Annotated in this window: 19 protein-coding genes; 12 read left to right on the top strand and 7 right to left on the bottom strand. The window is 43.8% G+C overall.

Annotated elements, in window-relative coordinates; genetic code table 11:
- Nucleotides 1-99: 99 nt before the first annotated feature.
- Both argJ and JMW94_RS03820 read left to right on the top strand, forming a co-directional pair.
- A complete protein-coding gene (gene argJ, locus JMW94_RS03825) occupies nt 100-1,323 on the top strand; it encodes a bifunctional glutamate N-acetyltransferase/amino-acid acetyltransferase ArgJ (RefSeq protein WP_201601417.1) in 1,224 nt (407 codons plus the stop codon).
- 427 nt (nt 1,324-1,750) lie between these two features.
- The gene (locus tag JMW94_RS03820) at nt 1,751-2,149 is read left to right on the top strand and encodes a DUF4377 domain-containing protein (RefSeq protein ID WP_087815288.1); all 399 of its coding nucleotides are present in this window, start codon (nt 1,751-1,753) and stop codon (nt 2,147-2,149) included.
- Nucleotides 2,150-2,340: 191 nt separating this feature from the next.
- Here the strand turns inward: JMW94_RS03820 and JMW94_RS03815 are convergent, their stop codons facing one another.
- The gene (locus tag JMW94_RS03815; protein WP_201581277.1) at nt 2,341-3,774 is read right to left on the bottom strand and encodes an L-serine ammonia-lyase; all 1,434 of its coding nucleotides are present in this window, start codon (nt 3,772-3,774) and stop codon (nt 2,341-2,343) included.
- 539 nt (nt 3,775-4,313) lie between these two features.
- Between JMW94_RS03815 and JMW94_RS03810 the strand changes: the two genes are divergently transcribed.
- Nucleotides 4,314-5,747, top strand: a complete 1,434-nt coding sequence (locus JMW94_RS03810; RefSeq protein WP_201560195.1) for a solute carrier family 23 protein — start codon at nt 4,314-4,316, stop codon at nt 5,745-5,747.
- 147 nt (nt 5,748-5,894) lie between these two features.
- Here JMW94_RS03810 and JMW94_RS03805 read toward each other — a convergent pair whose 3' ends face one another.
- Nucleotides 5,895-6,827 (bottom strand): DMT family transporter, encoded by a 933-nt coding sequence (locus JMW94_RS03805; protein WP_201560196.1) that lies wholly within the window; start codon nt 6,825-6,827, stop codon nt 5,895-5,897.
- 485 nt (nt 6,828-7,312) lie between these two features.
- On the opposite strand from JMW94_RS03805, the gene JMW94_RS03800 reads away from it, so the two are divergent.
- A complete protein-coding gene (locus tag JMW94_RS03800; protein ID WP_372815323.1) occupies nt 7,313-8,233 on the top strand; it encodes a WG repeat-containing protein in 921 nt (306 codons plus the stop codon).
- 133 nt (nt 8,234-8,366) lie between these two features.
- Here the strand turns inward: JMW94_RS03800 and JMW94_RS03795 are convergent, their stop codons facing one another.
- The gene (locus JMW94_RS03795) at nt 8,367-9,395 is read right to left on the bottom strand and encodes an alpha/beta fold hydrolase (protein ID WP_201601414.1); all 1,029 of its coding nucleotides are present in this window, start codon (nt 9,393-9,395) and stop codon (nt 8,367-8,369) included.
- 27 nt (nt 9,396-9,422) lie between these two features.
- Nucleotides 9,423-9,587 (bottom strand): rubredoxin, encoded by a 165-nt coding sequence (locus JMW94_RS03790; protein WP_011280463.1) that lies wholly within the window; start codon nt 9,585-9,587, stop codon nt 9,423-9,425.
- 355 nt (nt 9,588-9,942) lie between these two features.
- Between JMW94_RS03790 and JMW94_RS03785 the strand changes: the two genes are divergently transcribed.
- Entirely contained in the window at nt 9,943-10,512 is a 570-nt protein-coding gene (locus tag JMW94_RS03785; RefSeq protein WP_055124107.1) for an adenine phosphoribosyltransferase, read from the top strand.
- A 40-nt stretch (nt 10,513-10,552) separates the two neighbouring features.
- On the opposite strand, the gene JMW94_RS03780 is transcribed toward JMW94_RS03785, so the two are convergent.
- Both JMW94_RS03780 and JMW94_RS03775 read right to left on the bottom strand, forming a co-directional pair.
- A complete protein-coding gene (locus tag JMW94_RS03780) occupies nt 10,553-11,029 on the bottom strand; it encodes a hypothetical protein (RefSeq protein ID WP_045454922.1) in 477 nt (158 codons plus the stop codon).
- Between the two features lie 142 nt (nt 11,030-11,171).
- Complete coding sequence (locus JMW94_RS03775) at nt 11,172-12,113, bottom strand: transaldolase (RefSeq protein ID WP_045454919.1); 942 nt, start codon at nt 12,111-12,113, stop codon at nt 11,172-11,174.
- 520 nt (nt 12,114-12,633) lie between these two features.
- Here JMW94_RS03775 and pheA point away from each other — a divergent pair.
- The 6 genes from pheA (at nt 12,634) to JMW94_RS03745 (ending at nt 19,991) form a co-directional block, all read left to right on the top strand.
- Nucleotides 12,634-13,815 carry a prephenate dehydratase gene (pheA, locus tag JMW94_RS03770; RefSeq protein ID WP_045455471.1) on the top strand — a complete coding sequence of 394 codons (1,182 nt, stop codon included), beginning with the start codon at nt 12,634-12,636 and terminating at the stop codon, nt 13,813-13,815.
- 163 nt (nt 13,816-13,978) lie between these two features.
- Nucleotides 13,979-15,121, top strand: coding sequence for a histidinol-phosphate transaminase (gene hisC, locus JMW94_RS03765; protein ID WP_087815303.1), 1,143 nt, complete (start codon nt 13,979-13,981; stop codon nt 15,119-15,121).
- Between the two features lie 231 nt (nt 15,122-15,352).
- On the top strand, nt 15,353-17,659 hold the full coding sequence (locus tag JMW94_RS03760) for a bifunctional prephenate dehydrogenase/3-phosphoshikimate 1-carboxyvinyltransferase (protein WP_372815324.1): 2,307 nt from the start codon (nt 15,353-15,355) through the stop codon (nt 17,657-17,659).
- A gap of 307 nt (nt 17,660-17,966) precedes the next feature.
- Entirely contained in the window at nt 17,967-18,929 is a 963-nt protein-coding gene (gene rarD, locus JMW94_RS03755) for an EamA family transporter RarD (protein ID WP_045455474.1), read from the top strand.
- 50 nt (nt 18,930-18,979) lie between these two features.
- Nucleotides 18,980-19,390, top strand: coding sequence for a dihydroneopterin aldolase (gene folB / locus JMW94_RS03750; RefSeq protein ID WP_045455477.1), 411 nt, complete (start codon nt 18,980-18,982; stop codon nt 19,388-19,390).
- A complete protein-coding gene (locus JMW94_RS03745) occupies nt 19,380-19,991 on the top strand; it encodes a 2-amino-4-hydroxy-6-hydroxymethyldihydropteridine diphosphokinase (protein ID WP_227679045.1) in 612 nt (203 codons plus the stop codon). The genes folB and JMW94_RS03745 overlap by 11 nt, the downstream gene beginning before the upstream one ends.
- Before the next feature lie 108 nt (nt 19,992-20,099).
- Here the strand turns inward: JMW94_RS03745 and JMW94_RS03740 are convergent, their stop codons facing one another.
- Nucleotides 20,100-20,834 (bottom strand): glucose 1-dehydrogenase, encoded by a 735-nt coding sequence (locus JMW94_RS03740; protein ID WP_045455480.1) that lies wholly within the window; start codon nt 20,832-20,834, stop codon nt 20,100-20,102.
- 161 nt (nt 20,835-20,995) lie between these two features.
- Here JMW94_RS03740 and JMW94_RS03735 point away from each other — a divergent pair, with 161 nt between their 5' ends.
- Nucleotides 20,996-21,541, top strand: coding sequence for a DUF924 family protein (locus JMW94_RS03735; RefSeq protein ID WP_201501336.1), 546 nt, complete (start codon nt 20,996-20,998; stop codon nt 21,539-21,541).
- Nucleotides 21,542-21,579: the final 38 nt, after the last annotated feature.

Here is a 21,579-nt window from a genome sequence, read left to right as displayed (position 1 = left end):
ACCAGCCGTAGCATCATGGTTGAAGGCTCAACGCACCTCAGTGTTTATCGCATCATCCGTGATAAATAATGATAAAAATTTCACAATAAGGGTTAAACCATGGCAGTCGGAAATGTTGCAGTACCTGATATTATTTATCCTATCGAAGGAATCAAGCTAAGCGCCACTGCCGCAGGCGTACGCTATAAAGACCGAGATGATTTAGTAGTAATTGAGATCGCTGATACCGCGACCACAGCGGTTGTGACTACCAAAAATACCTTCTGTGCAGCGCCTGTACGGGTATTACGCGAGCATTTTGCCAAGGCCAGCCCGCGCTATTTGGTGACCAACACGGGTAATGCTAATGCTGGGACGGGCGCTGATGGCAAACGTCGCGCCGTTGATATCTGTGCCGCTCTGGCGAGTAAGGCTGGCGTGGATAGTAATGCAATATTGCCATTCTCGACCGGTGTCATTGGCGAGCCATTAAATAGCGATGCGGTCATCGCGGGCTTAGATAATGCACTTGCCAATTTGGGGGCTGACAATTGGCTTGCCGCGGCGAATGGTATTCGCACCACAGATACGATTCCGAAGCTCGCTAGCCAAAAAATCGACGTGGCGGGTATTAGCTATCATGTGACAGGTATGTCAAAAGGCTCAGGCATGATACGCCCTAACATGGCGACCATGTTGGGCTATGTGGCAACTGATGCCAATATCGCTGCTGACCTATTACGAGAAATGCTAAGTGCCATTAATGAGCAGTCTTTTAACCGCATCACTGTCGATGGCGACACTTCAACCAATGATTGCTGTGTGTTGATCGCCACGGGTGCTGCCAGCTCAGATATCATTGATAGTCCAGAACATCCGCATTATCAGGCTATATTTTCGGCTTTGACCGAGGTGTTTGTTCGTCTGGCGCAATTAATCGTACGTGATGGCGAGGGTGCTACCAAGTTTATGACCGTCAACGTCACTGATGGCAAAACAACGCAAGAGTGCTGCGATGTGGCATATGCGGTCGCGCATTCACCGTTGGTCAAAACCGCATTCTTCGCTAGCGATGCCAATTGGGGTCGTATCTTAGCGGCAGTGGGTTATGCTGGTATCGAAGACTTGGATACGGAACAAGTGGATGTTTATCTAGATGAAGTCATGATTTGCCAGAATGGTGGTGTCGCCCCTAGTTATACGGAAGCGGCAGGTAAGACCGTCATGAGTCGCCCTGAGATTACCATTCATATCGATCTTGCTCGCGGCGATGCTAGCGATACGGTATACACCTGCGATTTATCATATGACTACGTCAAAATTAATGCGGATTATCGTAGTTAAGGGTTATCACTGTCAGCTAAGTAAAATACTTTTTAATGAATAACTGAGCCAGAGTGACTATCACTCTGGCTTTTTGATGTGTAAATTTTTCTCAGTATCAATTTACTCTACTATTCAATACGCGCGATTAACAACAGTTGCAAAAGCTGACGTTACTTTACAAAGCAGTTATAGAGCAGAAGACGAGTTGCGCTCTATACTGACCTCAGTAAACAAACAATAGACGACATTATTGAGACTTAATAGGTTTATTCGGTAAAGCTAAATCAGGTGAATACTCTTGCTTGGCTCAATATCGACAGTAGTATTACACCCATCGCAAAAATTGACTGATATTTTTAAAATATATTTACCAGCATGATGTGTCCAAAACAATAATCTCAAACCATTAATAATGTATTTATAACAATTAACTGAGGATTTAATAATGAAAAAATTAGTACTTGCAGCAGTAATGACCGCCTTTGCCCTGTCAGGTTGCTCTACCATGGGTATGGATAACGAACGTACGATGGTTGTCGATGGGCAACCTATGAATGTTAAAGTGGTTAACATTCCAAGTTTTGAAATAGAAGTAGCACCACTGAAAGCCGTCTGTGAGCTGTCAACAGCTGAGGGTACTAAGGTTGAAGCAGAATGCTTACAGTATCGTCAGACTTATCAGAAAAACTACACACCTTTAAACGGTAATATTCAGGGCTTCACTTATGAGCCAAACTATCGTTATATTCTAGATGTTCGCCAAGAAGTCATGATGGATGAAAATACTAACATGGCTAAGCCAGTTTGGATTCTAAACGAAGTGGTTTCAAAAACAGCTGAGTAATGAATCATTGAGCATGTCTAGTTGATGAGCATATTTGACCAAAATAAAAAAGACCCCTAATACAGAATTAGGGGTCTTTTTTATTTTAGCAAATACTTGGGAATGTGATGTCAGGATAAGCTATATTAAACGATCGTTATGTTAGAACGTATCCCCATTTGGATAACAGTCAATCGAATTTAGAGAACGCTCTAGCACTGACTATATTTTACACTGACGCCATGAGTGGCAGTAGGGATACGATTGTCTGCATAAACGGCAAGACCGCCTCGTGAGGTTTCTTTGTATTTATCTAGCATATCCGCACCAGTGACTTTCATGGTTTCAATCACTTTATCTAAAGAGACAAAGTGCTGTCCATTACCGCGGCAAGCAAGTCGTGCCGCATTGACAGCTTTGACGGCGCCCATGGCATTGCGCTCGATACAAGGCACTTGCACTAGACCGCCTACAGGGTCGCATGTTAGACCTAAGTTATGCTCAATACCAATCTCAGCCGCATTAAGGCATTTAGCTGGATCACCGCCCAAGATTTCTGCCAATGCAGAAGCTGCCATGGCACAAGCAGAACCAACTTCACCTTGGCAACCAACTTCAGCGCCAGAGATGGAGGCATTTTGTTTGATTAAACTGCCAATAGCAGTCGCATTTAACAAAAACTTGCGTGCACCATCTTGGCTATAGCTTGATAAAAAGTCACGATAGTAATGCATCACCGCAGGAATAATACCTGCTGCACCGTTGGTGGGGGCAGTGACGACATTTCCACCATTGGCATTTTCTTCATTGACCGCCAAGGCATATAAATCAATCCAGTCCATGGCAGCGAGTTTGTCATTTTTGGTAATGGGTTGGTTTTTCTCGGCGCACAATTGTAGATGTAATGCTTGGGCACGGCGTTTTACATCCAAGCCACCAGGTAATATGCCACTGTTTTGACAGCCTCGCGTCACGCAGTCCTGCATTGACTCCCAAATAGAGTCTAAATAAGCAAAAACTTCTGATTGATTGCGGTAATGACATTCATTTGCCAATACCAATTCACTAACGCTTAAGTGGTGTTGACAACATTGCTCCAGCAATTCTGCGGCGCTATTAAAGGGGTAAGGAATGGCGTCAATGGTCGGCGTGGCGTTATCTTCATCCGGATTGGTGGCATCTTCTTCATTGATAACAAAGCCGCCACCTACCGAATAATAGGTTTGTTGATAATGACTGCCGTCGGTCAATAATGCGCGGATAGTCAAAGCATTAGGATGGTAGGGCAAAACGGTTTCGTCATACCAGTGAATATCGCGCTCTGTCTCAAAGGCAATAACATGCGTGCCTGCTATATTGAGCTGTTTGTCTGAAAAAATCGGTGACAAATATTGACTGGTCAAACGGGTATCGATCGTACTAGGAGCATGCCCAAGCAGCCCTAACAATATAGCAGTATCGGTTGCATGTCCTTTGCCTGTGGCTGCCAAAGAGCCATAAAGCTCAATCTCAACACCTGTAATAGCCTTCAGCTCTGTTTGCTTGGTTAATGAGCCCAAAAAAAGATTGGCGGCGACCATGGGTCCTACCGTGTGTGAGCTTGATGGGCCAATACCGATTTTAAATAAATCAAAAACACTAATCATAATAACTTACCAAGTTTTTTAAGTGCACTAACATGTTGTATAGCTGCTTTAGGCACTTTCATTGAGAATATAACAGGCAGCTCTCGCTTATAGCACCGACAAAGGTATAGAGGAAGCACCGCCCATGGAAGTATTAACGCAAAAGAGGAAAAATGGTGATTGAATAATAACTTTTATTTGTTTTGAAACTCCGCTATCATGCTCGGAGCTAATGGCTATGTAACATCCTGTAAGTTGATTGTCGCTGCAGAGTACACTGAGTCATAAGCGACCATAACCGTTTTTTAGTTAAACATATCCGACCACATACATCTACCAAAACATGGTCATCATACCAAATAATACTTTTGGTTTGCCATATTGCAACATAAATGAATGAGTCAGGGCGACATATTATAAATGAAAAGATGCGGATTTTACTCGTTATTATAATTTCTAGCCACATATTCTTGCCGATTGATGCCCTGATTTAAAGCAATTTTTATTTTTCATTTACTGTTGTCTATTATTTTAGCCCAGTTTACATAGGACAAGCGTGTATGCCCTCTCAAAAAGACCCTTCCTCGCCTTTAGAAAACAGCGCTCAAGCACCATCTGCTGAACCTGGATTAGAGGCTGCGGCGATCAGTCCTCCGTACAATCCAGACTTTGAAAATGGACGCTGGTTTCCGACATGGCGTCCGTATCAAGGCGATTTAGATCGTGATCCAGTCGGTATCAATGAATATTTGCCACCGTCAAAAAGCGTGCTATTAGGTGTACAGCATACTTTTGCGATGTTTGGTGCGACCGTGCTTGCGCCGCTGTTAATGGGCTTTGATCCCAACTTAGCCATTTTGATGTCAGGTATCTGTACGGTGATGTTTTTTCTGATCACTGGTGGGCGCATGCCGAGCTATTTGGGCTCAAGTTTTGCTTTCATTGGTCCCGTTATCGCTGTGACAGCTTATGCAGGCGCAGGGTTCAATGGTAATTTGAATGTCGCTTTGGGCGGCATCATGGCTTGCGGTATCATTTATGCGTTAATTGGGCTGCTGGTGATGAAAACGGGTACTGGCTGGATTGAGCGTTTGATGCCGCCTATCGTTACTGGTGCTATTGTGATGATTATTGGTCTCAACTTAGCGCCAGTGACCATTCAAGGGGTGTCTGCCAATCAGTTTGATGCTTGGATGGCTACCTTGACCGTATTACTCATCAGTGGTGTGGCTGTCTTTACACGTGGTATGCTGCGTCGTCTGCTATTACTGGTTGGTTTAATATTATCCTATTTTGCCTATTTTATCATGACCAACGTCATGGGTTTTGGTACGGCGATTGACTTTAGTGGTGTGGCAGCTGCTTCGTGGTTTGGCTTACCTAGTATCCATACGCCTCGCTTTGAGATGAGTGCTATTATTCTGATTGCGCCTGTGGCCTTTATTTTGGTGGCTGAAAACTTAGGGCATTTTAAGGCTGTCGAAGGTATGACCAAAGCTCGTGTCACGCCTTATATGGGTCGAGCATTTTTTGCTGATGGTTTGGCAACCACCTTTTCAGCAGGATTTGGCGGTACTGGTGTGACGACTTATGCTGAAAACATCGGTGTGATGGCGGTGACTAAGGTGTATAGCACAACAATATTTGTCGTGGCAGGCGTGGTAGCTATTTTGTTAGGGCTATCACCGAAATTTGGTGCCATCATTCAGACGATACCAGCCGCTTTATTGGGCGGTGCGTCCATTGTGGTGTTCGGTTTGATTGCTATTGCAGGCGTCAAAATTTGGATAGACAGTCGTATCGACTTTAGCAAAAACAGCAATCTAATTATCGCGGCCGTGACCGTTATTATGGGTACCGGTAACTTTAGTTTGCATTTAGGCGGCTTTGATTTGGGCGGTATCGGTACGGCGACTTTGGCAGCGATTGTCTTAAATGCGTTATTTAACCAAGGATCTGAAGCGAAGGCTGCTCATCAATCATTGGCTAAGTAATCAGCTTTTATGATGCTGAGGTTTTATACCTATCAGATAACGACGATAACAGCGTATATCACTCCATAAAAAGCGCCCATGCTATCGGTAGCATGGGCGCTTTTTATGGAGTGGCAGCAAGTGCACGATAAAAATGCAGAATAAAAGCTACTTGTAGTCTCGCTTGTAAAATTTTGAGAAAAACCGATAACGTCGTAGGGCGCGCGGCTTAGGTTTCAGTGAGCCCAAATAGATTGCAAACATGGTCAACAGAGCACCGCTCCACTGTAAGCTATTAATTGGTTTGTCCAGCCAGCTATAATCAATGACCAATGCGGCAATAGGTTCTGATAATAATAATAATCCAGTTAACGCCAAAGACAGCTTAGGAATGGAATAGGCAATTAGCCCCCACGCCAAGCATTGCATCACCGTACCGTAGATGAGCACCCAGCCAATCTCAGACCAAGTGTTTGGTAAAATATGACCCATATCAAACACAAACATAGGAACAATCATCGCCAATACACCACCGATACTAATCAGCTGCATCAGCATAAATATAGGTGTGGGTTCAGTATCATGCGTCTTACGGATAAAAGTCATCGATGCTGCTAGCATTGCCCCTGAGACGATACCAGTGACGAACCCCCAAGTGGCAGCGCTGTTATGCGCAAACTCAGGACTGCCTATCATGGCCACACCAAACATGGCTAAAAACAAACTGATGAGCTGCAATATAGATTGGCGTTCGTTAAAATATAAAAACCCAATGGCGGCTAAAAAGAAAATCTGTAGGCTATTCAATAAAGTTGAGATACCAGGGCCGACCGCATAAATACTCTCGTGCCAGAGCGCCAGATCTAAGCCTAAAAAGACACCTGATAATAAACCATAAAAAATAGCGCGCCTTGAGCGGGGTAGACGCTGTCCCATGATTTTGGCCAATACAGCGAATACGACACCTGAAATAGCCAAGCGCCAAAATGCCATTGCCCAACCGCCAATATCAACGTGAGCGACAATCAAACTACCCAGACCAAAGATAATACAACCAATGACCAACCCAGTAGAGGCAGAGCGTGAAGAAGCAATCGCCATACAATATCCTTATATCCATATTATTATTTTATCTTACTGTATCAACGATAACGCCAATGAATACTGACGCTAATACAAGCCGTATTGTCTAGGTTTTGACGCTAAAATGAAATGGTCAAACTATCATTTATGCTTATTGTTTGATTTATTATCACGATATCAGGTTTTATCTCTGTATATGCTAGGTATAAAATCAATGATGACCTTAAGCTTCACTCATATAAGAAAGTATCTATAACAATACGAATATATGGTGGAGACATTCTTACAGGAACGATGTTGGCGTAGATATCACTATTTGCTAATCTAGTGGTTTATAATCTCTGTAGTGGCACAATAAAACAGGATAGTTTCTTATTAGTCTTTACCTCAAGTACTTCAATACCATTAGCCTAGGTTCATCTATGTTGCGACGTTCATTATCCCTACAACAACGACTATCGACATCTGGTTTTGCTATCGCCATCTTTGCTATTACGCTATTTATGGCGCCAAGCGTACAAGCGGCCAGTTGCAAAATTCCAAAAAGTTATTATAAAAACGTGGCTTGTACGGCAAATAGCGGCTATTTTTTGGCGACAAAAGATTTCGGCGCGCCAGTTGCTCTGATGAATAGTAAGGGCAAAAGCGTCGTTGATTTATCACGTTATCAAAAAGTTGATGCCAGTAAGATATCGGCAGGTCTACTGCCTGTACTGCGCAACGGTCATGTCGGTTATCTTAATATGCAAGGTCGTGAAGTAGTGCCTGCGATGTATGATGTGCTTAAAGAAGGACAGGGTTGGGCGCGTCCCGTCTCTAACGGGCGTATCGTGGTAAAGCAGGATGGTAAATATGGGGTCATTACTACTAGTAATAAAACCATCGTGCCGTTTTCGTCCGTGATTAGTGACATTGATGATTACCAAAATGGTGTCGCCCGTGTACGTAAAAATCAAGCGATCAGTTGGATTGATGAAAACGGCAAAACGACCAGTGACCCAAATGGTAGTAACAACGAGCAATCCACGACGCCACGAGCACCTGCCAGCGCTAATGGCAATGCATCCTCATCCAACCAGACACTTCCCAATCGCTTTACGATGCTACAACCGCGTCAGCAAGATGGCAAATGGGGGTTTATCGATGATAATAATGTGACCATGATTACCTATTCTTTTGACGAGGTGCGTCCCTTTGCCGAAGGCTTGGCTGGCGTGCGCATCGATGAAAACTGGGGCTTTGTTAATCTTGGTGGCGAGTTGGTGATTCCTTTTCGCTTTGCCAATAGCGGTGTGTCAGCTGGTGATCTTTATCAAGGCAAACCCGCCTTCACCTTTACTGGTGGTAAAGCGTGGATTGGCAATCTAAAAAACGGCAATAAAATGTGTATCGATAAAGAGGGCACAGGAGTGGGCTGTGATTAAGCGGCGCGTCCAAATATAAAGACCTACATGATCTAATGACCTAGGTAAAATATCCAGCATAAAAAAGAGCGTAAATCCTACTATTGATTCATAGGGTTTACGCTCTTTTTTATGAATTGTGTGACAACTAAAATTATTCGTCTAATAAATGATTGCTGATTAAATCGACCATATAAGGTTGATAGTATTCAGGAATATCATGCGCCATGCCTTCGATTAAATGAAACTTGGCATTCGGAATGGTCTTGGCAACCACACGACCTTGTGAGGCGGGCAGTAGTCCATCTGCGCTACCATGCAGTACGATAGTCGGCGCTTTGACTTGCTTGCTAAACCTGCTAATAGAGCCTGATGCCAAGATAGCATTGAGCTGTTGTACCGTGCCGAGCGGATGAAAGTTGCGCTGATAACGCAATTTGGCAATTTCACGCACCATACGTACGTTGACATGCCCAGGCGTACCGACTGTCTTCATAAACCACACGCTATGGCGCACGATATCGCGCTCAGAATGACTTTCAGGGCGGTTGATCAGGGTATATAGCTGCCTAGGTTTTGGTGGTTTTAAAAATGCACGGTTGGTCGTGGTAAACATCAACGCCATGCGCTGTACTAAACTTGGATAACGTGCCGCTACGATTTGCGCAATCATGCCGCCCATCGAAGCCCCAATCAGATGGGTTTTCCCCAACTGCAACGCCTTAATCAAACGAGCGGTATCTTCTGCCATATCTGTTAAATTATAAGCCACTTGCGTACCTTTATTGGACAACCCCGTTTGCAGGCGCATCATCATTTTTAGCTGACTGATACGCGGTAGTCCATCAATCTGCACTTTAGAAGACAGACCAATATCACGATTATCAAAACGAATGACAAAAAAACCGGCATCAATAAGGCGCTTGATAAAATTATCTGGCCAAAATATCATCTGTGAGCCAAGTCCCATAATCATGAGCAGTGGTGGATCATTAGGATTGCCACCTGCCTCAACACACAGCTCAATGCCATCGCCGATATCAATCATTGATTGATACAGATGCTTGCTAAGGTCAGAGTCTCGCCATTGGTGCGCGCCAAACTTTTGCCACTCAGGAGTAGGGTAGCCACCTAAGTCTTCTGGTAGGGTTGCCGATGGTTTGATGTCATTCGATGTTGTCATGAAGTGTCCTAATTAGAGGGTCGTCTATTACAGCTCAAGCATCTCAAAATCAAGCTTGCCCACACCGCACTCTGGGCAGGTCCAATCATCAGGGATGTCATCCCATTTAGTGCCTGGCGCAATCCCTTCTTCGGGACAGCCGAGTGCTTCATCATATATCCAGCCGCAGACGATACATTCATAACGTTTCATAAATAGTCCTATCGAGCATTATCAGTGTTTATAATCCGTGTTACAGGGTGTTTTTGACGTGCATACTTGCAACCACAGCCGTTAAATGAGACTGTAAAAGCGCACATAGTTTAGCATATAACCGTGATTTTCGTCGTTAAGTTTACACTTGTATATTGAGATTGATTGGTTTTTATCAAGGGGTTTAGGTCTTCTGTCTGTCAGTAAGCACCTGTACGCTTACGTGCGCAACTGCGATATTTCTATCAATTATGTTATAATAAGCGCCGCTAAATTCACAGTATTAGCCATCATTTATCGTTGATATATTATTATCTAAATTACATTATCTAAGTCATATACGCTAAGGGTTACCATGAGCATTAATGCTGCCGCTACATCTAAAAATGTCGAAAATGAGTCGTCTAATAAGCTCAATACGGATCATCCCTTCTGGCAAGTGATTCGCACAGTACCAGACTTCCCGAAAGTCGGCATTGATTTTTATGATATTACGCCGTTACTGCGCAGTCATATTAATGAGGTGATAGATGCATTGCTCGCCGCACTGCCTGAAGGTGTGATGGACGAGGTAGATTGTCTAGGGGCAGTTGAAGCGCGTGGTTTTGTCTTTGCAAGTTTGCTTGCAGGTCGATTGGGCAAAGGGATGATTTTGCTACGTAAACCCGGTAAGCTGCCACCGCCCGTTGCCAATAAAGCGTATGCTCTAGAATATGGTAAAGATACTCTTGAGATGCAAAACAATCTACCGCCTGAGCGCGTGCTATTGGTCGATGATATTTTAGCCACAGGTGGCACTTTAACCACCGCTTATGAGCTGTGTAAATCGGCAGACCATACCGTGGTGGGGGCGTTAGTATTGCTAGATTTGGTTGATTTGCATGGCGAATTTCCAGTGCCTGTCTATACGGTTTTAAAGGCTTAAAACTGGCAACGCTTTTTTAATTGCCTGTATTTGCTTTGTCTTAACGTACGTTACTTGTCTTGCTGGTAAGGTAAGTTTTACACGCCTGTTCTATTAGCATACGACTAATCGTTTTTGGCTTGGTTATCTTAAAATCTTTGGTGGTTAATATGGGTTTTTCTGATTGCCAAGATTCTAATACCTTATTATTGGCATCATAGTTAACGTAAGCGCGTTTATAGTAACTGGCGTCTTTACAAGAGATGAGCAATTGCTGATCGCTATGATGAATCGCTTTTTCTTTACCTTCCTTATCTACTTTTGTTTCATCTTTTTGTGCAGGGTATGTTCTGCGGATAGATACGGTGATGTTTTCGACATTTTTTTCGTCTATGATATTGATGTCGGAGCTTTCAATAGAGTCCAAGTCTAAGCTAAAAATTGATCCAGTAGGACTTTCTGATATTTTTGACCAGTTCACTGCATGCGTGCTGACTGCTAGAACACCACCCACTAATAACACTGATAGCCGTTTCATAATCAAGCCTTGCTTCTTGTTGTGAGAAGTGAGCCATGATAGCCAACTTACTATTAGCAGGCAAATTTCTTTTATAACCTGCGACTGAGGTTTGTAAAATGTTGATCATACTCATCACTGTTTATAACGCTCGACGCTCATATCAATGACGCATCGCTGCTAACATCTGAGCAAGCTCATCACGAGCACCAATAAAGCCGTCGATACCTTTTGGTAATAAATCTTGTGTAACCGTGTCTTGTTGATAGGCGCTACTATATTCCTCTCGCGTTAGACTCACGCGTTTCATGTCGGCTACATCTAATGACATGCTAGGTGACAGTTGCTGTATCACCTCAGTATCCATCGCTGCCAGCGCGTCGATAAGGTCAGGCGCGATGGTCAATAGATCACACCCTGCTAGCGCTAATATCTGTTCAGTCGAGCGAAAGCTTGCGCCCATCACTTGCGTATTATAGTTATGCTGCTTGTAGTATTGATAAATGCGCTTTACAGACTGCACGCCCATATCATCAGAAGCGGGCACGTTTTGACGATTTTGTTGGCGTTTTTGCCAGTCTAAAATACGACCAACGAAAGGCGATATCAATGTCACACCTGCATCGGCACAGGCAATTGCTTGATGCTGTCCAAATAACAACGTTAAATTGCAGTGAATATTTTGGGTTTCAAGATAGCGTGCTGCCTCAATCCCTTGCCATGTCGCGGCCATTTTAATTAATACGCGCTCTGAGTTAACCCCTGCTTTTTGGTAAGCTTCCATAAATACTAAGGCTTTATCAATCGTCGCCTGAGTGTCATAAGACAAACGAGCATCCACTTCGGTAGAGACGCGGCCTTGAATAAGCTCTAAAATATCACAGCCAACCTGAATGGTCAGCGCGTCAATCACTGCATCTATATTGCCATTATGACGACTCATGGTTTCTGACAGCATGCCTTGGTTGTCAGGATGGAGGAGTGCTTTGGTAATGAGGCTTGGATTGGTGGTCGCATCGATAGGTTTTAAGCGCGCAATGGCGGCAAGGTCACCAGTATCAGCGACAATGGTGGTCATGGTACGAAGCTGTTGTAATGCGCTCATCAGATATCCTTTTTGATCAAAAACAGATTGTGTTCAGTTACGTGGTAATTTTCTACTTTATAGTGCTATTTGCTATCAGTTTTAGACTGTAACATAGTTTTGAGTGGATGTTCCTTCATAGTTTTGCCGTGCATCGCTGCCATATTGCCTCTGTTTGCCAATATTGACGAATTTACGCGCATTTACACATGGGCACTGTCGATAGTTTTTGTTATAGTAGAGCGGGTCAGCGATCTGGCTGCTACATTTGCATGCTGGTGTGTGTGACTAACATACGGCAATAGTAGACGATAGCGCTCGCCGTGCAGGGTGCTTTTGAGAGGCTGCCTGCTATTTAGTGTGATTCCTATCGAATATCATTGCTAGTATGCTTGACACCTTTGACCGTCATTGAGTGCTGATTCAATAATGAAATGATTGGTTGTCGATAATTAGAAATACTTGAAGCCTTCAAAGTTAAAAAAGCAGTACCTAACTAGTAAAAAACTCAGTAATAATTTTAGAAAAAGGATAGGCGGTAATGAGTGAGCAGTCATCAGAGCAAAACATGGATAAGCTAAATCAAGCCATCGCAGGGGCTAACGATACTGCAACTGAAAAAGCATTTTTGGACGATATTCGCCAAAGTATTGATACAGTAGACTGCGAAATCCAGACATTGATTAATAACCGTGCCAAGTTGGCTCAGCAAGTGGCCGCAGTAAAGAAACAACACATTGTCAATAACCCGACTGCCGACAATAGCAATCCTATTTTTTATCGCCCTGAGCGTGAAGCGCAAGTGCTAAAAGCGGTGATGGAACGCAACACAGGTCCGATCGCTGATGACAAAATGGCGCGGTTGTTCCGTGAAATTATGTCGGTCTGCCTTGACTTAGAAGCACCGCAGCGCATTGCTTTCTTGGGACCAGTAGGTACTTTTACTCATGCTGCTGCGCTCAAGCATTTCGGTAAAGCCGCTGATACCGTACCAATGACCACCATCACTGATGTATTCCGTGAAGTTGAAGCAGGCACAGCGATGTATGGTGTGGTGCCAGTCGAAAACTCGTCTGAGGGTGTGGTTAACCATACGTTAGATGGATTTTTGTCTTCTACCTTAAAGATAATTGGAGAAGTTGAGCTGCCGATTCATCAGAATTTCTTGGTCGCTGAACATACCAAACTTGATGGTTTAAGCCGTATTTACTCGCATCAGCAGTCACTAGCGCAGTGTCGTCATTGGCTCGATGTCAATTACCCGAATGTCGAGCGCGTGGCGGTATCGAGCAACGGCGAAGCGGCCCGCCGCTTGAAAAACGAATGGCATTCAGCGGCAATCGCAGGTGATGTGGCTGCTGCTGAATATGGCTTGCATAAGCTATATTCAAATATCGAAGACAACCCGAGCAATACCACGCGATTCCTTATCATCGGTCACGAAGCGATTGCGCCATCAGGTCAGGATAAAACGTCTATCGTCGTATCAGCACATGACAAAGCGGGTGCATTGATCGAGATTTTGAAGCCTTTGTCTTATCATGGCGTGTCGATGACCAGTATCGAAACCCGTCCTGAGCGTCCGAATAAGTGGGCATACGTGTTTTTCATCGATATGAATGGTCATATTGACGAGCCAAACGTCAGCGCTGCTATCGCTGATATCCGTCCGTTGGTAAAAGATGTGCGTGTTCTAGGTTCTTATCCAAAAGCAGTGCTATAGTCCCTCTACTGTAAAAGAGTCATGGCGTTTACCTTGCGTGAAGCATCACATAATCATCTGCACTCGGTTGCCTTGGTTACCCTTGACTCGCTCTGAAATTGAACCAACGATATAACGCCGAATGGCTCACATCACTTGCCAAAATCATATCTAAGGATAAATCATGCCGTCATCTCATTCAGTAGAGTCAAATTTATCACCGCTTGTGCCTGCCTACGATAGTATTTTAGAGCTAGTGCCTTATCAAACGGGCAAGCCGATTGAAGAGTTGACGCGTGAGTATGGCGTCTCAGATGTGGTAAAACTTGCCAGTAATGAAAACCCAAGAGGCTGCTCACCGCACGTCACGCTAGCGATTACTGAGCAATTGGGTCAGTTGGCACGTTATCCTGATGGCAACGGTTACTATCTAAAACAAGCGCTGGCTGACTTCAATGATGTCAGTGTGGAGCAGATTACTTTGGGTAATGGCTCTGACGATTTGCTTGATATTTTAGCGCGTAGTTTTGCTGGTGCTGACGATGCTATCGTTTACAGTCAATATGCCTTTATCGTTTATCCGATGTTGGCTAAAATACAAGGGGCGACAGGTATAGAAGTGCCTGCCCATCGCTTTGGGCATGATTTAAAAGCGATGAGTCAAGCGGTTCAAGACAACCCCAATACTAAAATAGTCTTTATCGCCAATCCTAATAATCCAACTGGCACACAGCTTGAACCTCAAGAGTTACGAGCATTTATGGCTAGTATACCAAGCTCGGTATTGGTGGTATTAGATGAGGCGTATATTGAATATAGCCCTGAGAGTAATAATCGGGCGTTGTTAGATGAATTTGATAATGTCGTTATCGTGCGCACTTTTTCCAAAGCTTATGGACTGGCGGGTTTACGTGTCGGTTATGCGCTTAGCTCAGTGGCTGTCGCGGACTTACTCAACCGAATCCGTCAACCATTTAACGTGAGTAGAGTGGCTTTAGCGGCGGCGGCGGCGGCACTTGCTGACTCAGACTTTATTGAAAAAACTCGTCTGATGAATGATGAGCAAATGCGCTGGTTAGAAAAGCAGTTTGACGCATTAGGGTTGGGTTTCATTAAGTCACATGCTAACTTTATTATGGTGGAAATAGCCGTTGAGATGGAAGACATCACCGCTGCTTCTATTCATCAAGCATTGCTAGAGCAGGGTGTTATCGTCCGTCCATTAGAGGGCTATGGCTTACCTCATTGGCTGCGTATCACAGTAGGGGTAGCAGAAGAAAATATGCGCCTGATTGATACACTGCGCTCAATCTTGACTGATAATTGATCAGAAGTATGTTAGGTCGTTTTGGATAAGTAAATAATTTATTAATCATTTTCATGACACTAGCGTCGGCTTGTTTTAGTCATTCTGACGCTAGTTTGTTTAACGAGAAAAGCCGTGAGTCGCCAGCAAAACAATATAAGCAATCAAAACATAAGCAATCAAAACATAAGCAATCAAAACATAAGCAATCAAAACATAAGCAATCAAAACATAAGCAATCAAAACAATAATATGCAGTCTATGAATACTCAGCCGCCGTTATTTAAACAGATTTGTGTGATTGGTTTAGGGCTTATCGGTGCGAGCCTTGCCCAAGCCATTAAAGACAATGGTCTAAGTGAGCGCTTAGTGGCGGTTGATAGACATACACCAAGCATCGACGAAGCCATTCAGCACGGCTTATTAGACGCTGGTAGTGCTGTCTTAAGTGAAGTAGTGTTTGGTAGTGATTTGATTGTTATCGCCGTACCAGTACAAGCGGTGCAAGCCGTATTTATTGATATCAAAGCAGCGATGGATAATGGACAACTTGCCACTGATTGCATCATTACTGATGTTTGTAGCACCAAGGTCAATATCATTGATGCGGCTCAAGCGGTGTTCGGCTCGCTACCGACAGGATTGGTGCCTGCACATCCAATTGCGGGTGCAGAGAATTCAGGATATCATGCCAGACGTGCGACATTGTTTGTTAATCATAGTGTCATTATCTGCGAGCTACCAACGACCCATAATAGCGCCATTGCTAAGCTGCGGCAGTTATGGGAAGCGGTAGGTGCAAACGTTATGTCAATGGATGCGGAACACCACGATCGCATATTGGCGCACACCAGTCATCTGCCACATCTGCTTGCCTTCAATTTGGTTGAGCAGCTGGCAAGCCATGATGATAATTTAGATATGTTTCGCTATGCAGCGGGCGGCTTTCGTGACTTTAGCCGTATCGCTGCCAGTGACCCTAAAATGTGGCATGATATATTTTTTGCCAACGAAAGCGCGATTGTTAGCGCCCTTGATGAGTATGGCGTTTACCTACAGACCATGCGTCAGCTCATCATCGATAAAGATTCAACCGCCCTGATGGGACTTTTGGGCCGCGCGCAAGCCGCACGGCGACATTTTGGCCATATGTTAGCCAGCACCCCTTATACGGATACTTCTGCCATGTCAGCTTCTTATAATATTACTCCTAGCAATACTGTATTGGGCACTATTGCCATTCCTGGTGACAAGTCTATCTCGCATCGCAGCATTATGCTGGGCAGCCTTGCGACAGGCGTGACCAATGTCACTGGATTTTTGGAAGGGGAAGATGCGCTTGCCACCTTGCAAGCATTCCGTGATATGGGCGTGACCATTGAAGGGCCTGATAACGGCAAATTGACCATTCATGGCGTGGGTATGAACGGTCTGAAACCGAGTAAAACACCATTGTATATGGGCAACTCAGGTACTAGCATGCGCCTGCTGGCTGGTATTTTGGCGGCGCAATCATTTGACAGCGTGTTGACAGGCGATACCAGCCTAAATAAACGCCCAATGGAGCGTGTAGCCGCACCTTTACGCGAGATGGGTGCAGTCATTCAAAGTACGGGTCATAGTGGTACGGCGCCACTTAGTATCACTGGTCGAGCGACTATTGGTAAGCCATTACAAGGTATCGATTATGAGATGCCTGTGGCTTCTGCGCAGATTAAATCCTGCTTGTTGCTGGCTGGACTTTGGGCAGAAGGCACCACAACCGTTACCCAACCGGAAGTCAGTCGTGACCATACCGAGCGTATGCTTTCAGCTTTTGGTTATCCAGTAACGGTTGATGGCAACCGCATCAGTGTAGCAGGTGGCGGACAACTCACAGGTGGTGATATCGCTGTCCCTGCTGATATATCCTCTGCGGCATTTTTTATGGTCGCTGCTGCGATCAGCCAAAATAGCGAGCTGACCTTGACGCAAGTAGGTATTAATCCGACACGCACGGGCATTATCGATATCTTAAAATTAATGCAAGCAGATATCAGCTTAAGTAATGAGACACATGTCGGCGGCGAACCAGTCGCAGATATCACTATTCGTAGCTCAAGCCTAAAAGGTATTGAAATCCCAGAGCATTTAGTGCCATTAGCGATTGACGAATTCCCAGTATTGTTCATTGCTGCCAGCTGTGCGCAAGGTCGTACGGTGTTGACTGGTGCCAAAGAGCTGCGTGTAAAAGAGTCTGATCGTATTGCAGTCATGGCAGAAGGATTACAAACACTGGGTATTGATTGTACCGTGACGGAAGATGGGCTAATCATCGAAGGTAAAGGCATTGAGGGTCAAAATAGCAATATCAATAATAGCCAGCCTGTCTTTGGTGGCGGTCACATTACCTCGCACCATGATCATCGCATTGCCATGAGTTTTGCCATTGCCAGCTTACGTGCATCCAAGCAAATTACTATTGAAGGCGTTGAGACCGTCAATACCAGTTTCCCAGGATTTGCAGAGCTTGCCAATCACATTGGAATGTCTATTAAAGTTGATAATGCTGCGGTTTAATACCACAAACTATATTAACTTGCTGAATAGTGTTATTGGCTTTTGCAACACTGAGCTTTAAAGTACTGAATTGTAAAATGCTGGCTACAGCATTCAATAAAGTCTAAAAAGTTGCTCATTAGCCTTGATGTAAATGTTGTTTTTAAAGTTGTTATCGTTAGCAATGTGTTGATGCCTATATTGGCATGAGCGCATTGCTTTTTAACTTGTATCCTATCTGTAGTGACCCTGCGCTTTTGCCATTGAATTGATATAGAAATTAATATGGGGCAAGAGTGCGCTTTGCTCTAAAAAGTTGTACTGTACTATGACCACCCAAAACGTCATCAAAAAACCAGTTACGCCCATTAAGACAACCAGACGTGGCATCATCACCGCACTCATTGCCTTTTTTATCTGGGGTGGGTTTCCATTATATTTTAAACAATTGGCCGCCTACGATGCGACCGAGATTATCGGTCACCGTATTATTTGGACGTTTGCTTGCTTGCTTATCGTGTTGGTAGTCACCAAGCGCTGGCAGTGGATCGATACCTTAAAGAAAAACCCGAGATGGATCGCGTTCTCATTTATATCGGGTTTGATTATTGCCACCAACTGGCTCACTTATGTATGGGCCGTCAATCACGACCGCATTCTCGAAGCCAGTTTGGGTTATTTTATCGGACCATTGGTGGGCGTTGCACTATCGATGATTTTATTCAAAGAGCGCTTACGTACGCTGCAATGGGTTGCCATCGGTTTCGCCTTATTATCCGTGGTCATTCAAGTAGTTATGATTGGTAGCTTGCCATGGATATCACTGATTTTAGCCTTTAGTTTTAGTACTTATGGCACCATTCAACGGCAGACGCCTTTGACGGCTGTCGATGCCATGTTTGTCGAAACAACGATGTTGGTGCCGATTTGCTTATGGTGGTTCTGGCAATCAGATGTGGTCAGTAGTCAATTGAGTTTTTGGTTTAGTCCCAATATTTGGCTACTAATGATCGCAGGGCCGATTACCTTGATACCGCTATTATTGTTTAATAAATCTACCAAGCTCGTTGCTTATAGCATTTTAAGTTTTATGAATTATCTGACGCCGACCTTTATCTTCTTCTTAGCGGTGTTCTATTATAACGAGCCATTTGATTTACAGCGTCTTGCAGTGTTTGGTCTGATTTGGTTTGGTCTGTTATTATTTAGCATTGACTTATGGCGTCATCGACCTAGTAAAGCGCTAAAAGCCGCGCGTTTGCGTGAAGAGGCGTTGCAGAAAACCAATTAAAAAACCTGAGTTCAAAATCTAATTAAAATTTAGCAAACAAGGATGAGAGCATGTTTCATACCGAATCTGATGTAGTATTCGTTAAAGGCTTAACAGTAGAAGCAGTCATCGGTGTTTACGCGTGGGAGCGCGCAATCACGCAGCCGCTGCTGATTGATATAGCACTTGAAACAGATATCAGCCGTGCGGCTATCTCAGATGATGTCAATGATGCGCTGAATTATAAAGCGGTTTGCGATGATGTGAGCGCGTGGTGCCAAGCGATTAAAGCGCAGTTGCTAGAGCATTTAGCGGGGCAAATCGCTGATAAGTTGCTTGCAAAATATAGCTGTCATAAAATCACTTTAAGCATTGCTAAGCCCACTGCTATAAAGCAAGCCGATGCGGTTGGGGTTCAAATCACGCGTTATGCAACGGTCATCGAAGATAAGCCAGTTGTAAGCAAGGACGATGATGCATAATATGCATAAAAATTTGGCTGATTTGAGTCTTGAGACTCTAAAAAAGCAGACGCCTGAACAGTTGCAAACACAATCTGTGACGGCAGTATTATTGGCTTTAGGTAGTAATTATCAAGCTAAACATTATCTGCCGCTTGTCCGAAAGGATCTAGCGGCGCTAGGGGAAATACAGTTATCTACTGCGTTTGAAAATCCTGACTTTACATCGACCAAAGCGCAACCAAAGCCCGATTATACCAATCAGTGTGTCTATTTACGTTTAACAAAACCTGTAACACTGCAACAGTTACAGCAGGTTTTCAAAGATCTTGAAGGTGACTGTCATAGACAGCGTCTAACAGAAGCTCAGACGCCAATAAAAAAAGTTACGATGGATATCGATATTCTATTGATAGAAAAGCTATTGATAGAAAAGCTATTAATAGAAGTTGTTTCTGATAAAAATAGCCTAAGCAGTAATAAGGAATTTGAAGAGTCTAATTGGATTGTAATGGCAGATCGTTACCCATTCAAAGCGCATGAAAGAGCAGGGGTAGAGGAGTTGATTAAAGGTCATTTTTTAAAAGGTCACATGAAGCAGCCTAGATGCTATTCTAAATAAGTAAAAGTTATTGAGGACACGCCCTAGTGTTTTGCTTAAAACCTCTCAAAATAAAAGCTGAGCAAAATGCCCAGCCTATATCACATTTAAAAATTTTAACTATTACGCCTACTGTGCGGTCAAACCACCATCAACGACAAACTCTGAACCCGTCGAGTAGCTTGAGTCATCAGACGCTAAAAATAACACCATGCCGCTGACTTCTTCTGGCTGTGCCACACGTCTCATCGGAATAGTTTTGGCAAATGCTTCAACCGCATCTTTGGTATCGCCTTGCATAATCATCGGTGTAGCAATAACGCCGGGGTGAATGGAGTTCACGCGAATGCCATGAGGGGCGCACTCTAATGCTGCCGCTTTGGTCATACCGCGTACCGCAAACTTAGAATCGGTATAGCCGATAGCGCCGCCAACCAAGCCATTAATTGATGAGATATTGATGATAGAACCTTGTTTGGCGGCTTTCATCGTTGGAATGACTGCTTTCATGCCTAAAAAGACCGACACCTGGTTAATCTCTAGAATCTTGCGATACGCTTCTACTGAGGTATCTAAAATAGATTTGTGCGTAGTGATACCTGCATTATTAACCAGTACATCAATTTTGCCAAATTTATCTTGGGTGGCTGTAACAACTTGCGTCCAATCTTCTTCACTAGTAACGTCATGCTTAATAAATAGAGCGCTATCGCCAAGCTCTTTTGCTAATGCGTTGCCTTTATCAGAGTTGATGTCGGTCAAGACGACTTTAGCGCCTTCTGCCATACACAAACGCACATGAGTCTCGCCCATGCCTTGAGCGGCACCAGTAATAATGATAACTTTATCTTGTAAACGCGCCATGAGTTTTCCTATTTTTTTAGTTATGAATAATGAAAGAGTATAGGACACAATCGCTAAATACTCCTTAGTGATTATGAAACCAAAAGTCAATACTTGATGTTTTTAAATGATAGCTTTGAATAATGCTTTTGGCTGACTGTTTTAAATAATGTAGTGAGGAAATGATGTATAACGACATATTAAATTTCTGTTTTAAAGAGGCGGGTAGTGAGAAGTTTTTTGAGAAAGACATAGCGTTTGATCAATTATTAATAGAGCGATACAGCGATATACTTGAGCAAGCGAAGGCTGCAGAGTTTTATACATGGCGTAGCAGCATAAAGGGGCGTTTAGCAGAAATAATTATATTGGATCAATTTTCACGCAATATTTACCGTGATACGCCAGCAGCTTTTGCCCAAGATGCGATGAGTCTCGCGCTCGCGCAAGAAGCGGTTGCTGCCGGTGCATTAGAGGCGCTTGAAACGATGGATGAGCGTAAGTTTTTATTGATGCCTTATATGCACAGCGAATCAAAACTGATTCATCAGCAGGCGGAACAGCTATTTAAGCAATATACCAATGCAGATACCGTGGATGCTGAGCTTAGACATAAAGTGATTATCGATCGTTTTGGTCGTTATCCGCATCGTAATGATATTTTGGGACGGGTTTCGAGTAGTGAAGAAATAGCATTTTTGACGCAGCCTGACTCATCTTTTTTATAAATATTGTCTGTTAAATAGCTAGTCAGTAAAGCATTGTT

The organism is Psychrobacter immobilis (assembly GCF_904846185.1).
Lineage (GTDB): Bacteria > Pseudomonadota > Gammaproteobacteria > Pseudomonadales > Moraxellaceae > Psychrobacter > Psychrobacter immobilis_B.
Note: the sequence above shows the minus strand (reverse complement) of the source record. Positions and strands in the feature narration are given on the sequence as shown.

What these genes read in the sequence shown, in the direction of transcription:
- argJ (WP_201601417.1), top strand. Translation starts at nt 100, where the DNA reads ATGGCAGTCGGAAATGTTGCAGTACCTGATATTATTTATCCTATCGAA.
- JMW94_RS03820 (WP_087815288.1), top strand. Translation starts at nt 1,751, where the DNA reads ATGAAAAAATTAGTACTTGCAGCAGTAATGACCGCCTTTGCCCTGTCA.
- JMW94_RS03815 (WP_201581277.1), bottom strand. Translation starts at nt 3,774, where the DNA reads ATGATTAGTGTTTTTGATTTATTTAAAATCGGTATTGGCCCATCAAGC.
- JMW94_RS03810 (WP_201560195.1), top strand. Translation starts at nt 4,314, where the DNA reads ATGCCCTCTCAAAAAGACCCTTCCTCGCCTTTAGAAAACAGCGCTCAA.
- JMW94_RS03805 (WP_201560196.1), bottom strand. Translation starts at nt 6,827, where the DNA reads ATGGCGATTGCTTCTTCACGCTCTGCCTCTACTGGGTTGGTCATTGGT.
- JMW94_RS03800 (WP_372815323.1), top strand. Translation starts at nt 7,313, where the DNA reads ATGGCGCCAAGCGTACAAGCGGCCAGTTGCAAAATTCCAAAAAGTTAT.
- JMW94_RS03795 (WP_201601414.1), bottom strand. Translation starts at nt 9,395, where the DNA reads ATGACAACATCGAATGACATCAAACCATCGGCAACCCTACCAGAAGAC.
- JMW94_RS03790 (WP_011280463.1), bottom strand. Translation starts at nt 9,587, where the DNA reads ATGAAACGTTATGAATGTATCGTCTGCGGCTGGATATATGATGAAGCA.
- JMW94_RS03785 (WP_055124107.1), top strand. Translation starts at nt 9,943, where the DNA reads ATGAGCATTAATGCTGCCGCTACATCTAAAAATGTCGAAAATGAGTCG.
- JMW94_RS03780 (WP_045454922.1), bottom strand. Translation starts at nt 11,029, where the DNA reads ATGAAACGGCTATCAGTGTTATTAGTGGGTGGTGTTCTAGCAGTCAGC.
- JMW94_RS03775 (WP_045454919.1), bottom strand. Translation starts at nt 12,113, where the DNA reads ATGAGCGCATTACAACAGCTTCGTACCATGACCACCATTGTCGCTGAT.
- pheA (WP_045455471.1), top strand. Translation starts at nt 12,634, where the DNA reads ATGAGTGAGCAGTCATCAGAGCAAAACATGGATAAGCTAAATCAAGCC.
- hisC (WP_087815303.1), top strand. Translation starts at nt 13,979, where the DNA reads ATGCCGTCATCTCATTCAGTAGAGTCAAATTTATCACCGCTTGTGCCT.
- JMW94_RS03760 (WP_372815324.1), top strand. Translation starts at nt 15,353, where the DNA reads ATGCAGTCTATGAATACTCAGCCGCCGTTATTTAAACAGATTTGTGTG.
- rarD (WP_045455474.1), top strand. Translation starts at nt 17,967, where the DNA reads ATGACCACCCAAAACGTCATCAAAAAACCAGTTACGCCCATTAAGACA.
- folB (WP_045455477.1), top strand. Translation starts at nt 18,980, where the DNA reads ATGTTTCATACCGAATCTGATGTAGTATTCGTTAAAGGCTTAACAGTA.
- JMW94_RS03745 (WP_227679045.1), top strand. Translation starts at nt 19,380, where the DNA reads ATGATGCATAATATGCATAAAAATTTGGCTGATTTGAGTCTTGAGACT.
- JMW94_RS03740 (WP_045455480.1), bottom strand. Translation starts at nt 20,834, where the DNA reads ATGGCGCGTTTACAAGATAAAGTTATCATTATTACTGGTGCCGCTCAA.
- JMW94_RS03735 (WP_201501336.1), top strand. Translation starts at nt 20,996, where the DNA reads ATGATGTATAACGACATATTAAATTTCTGTTTTAAAGAGGCGGGTAGT.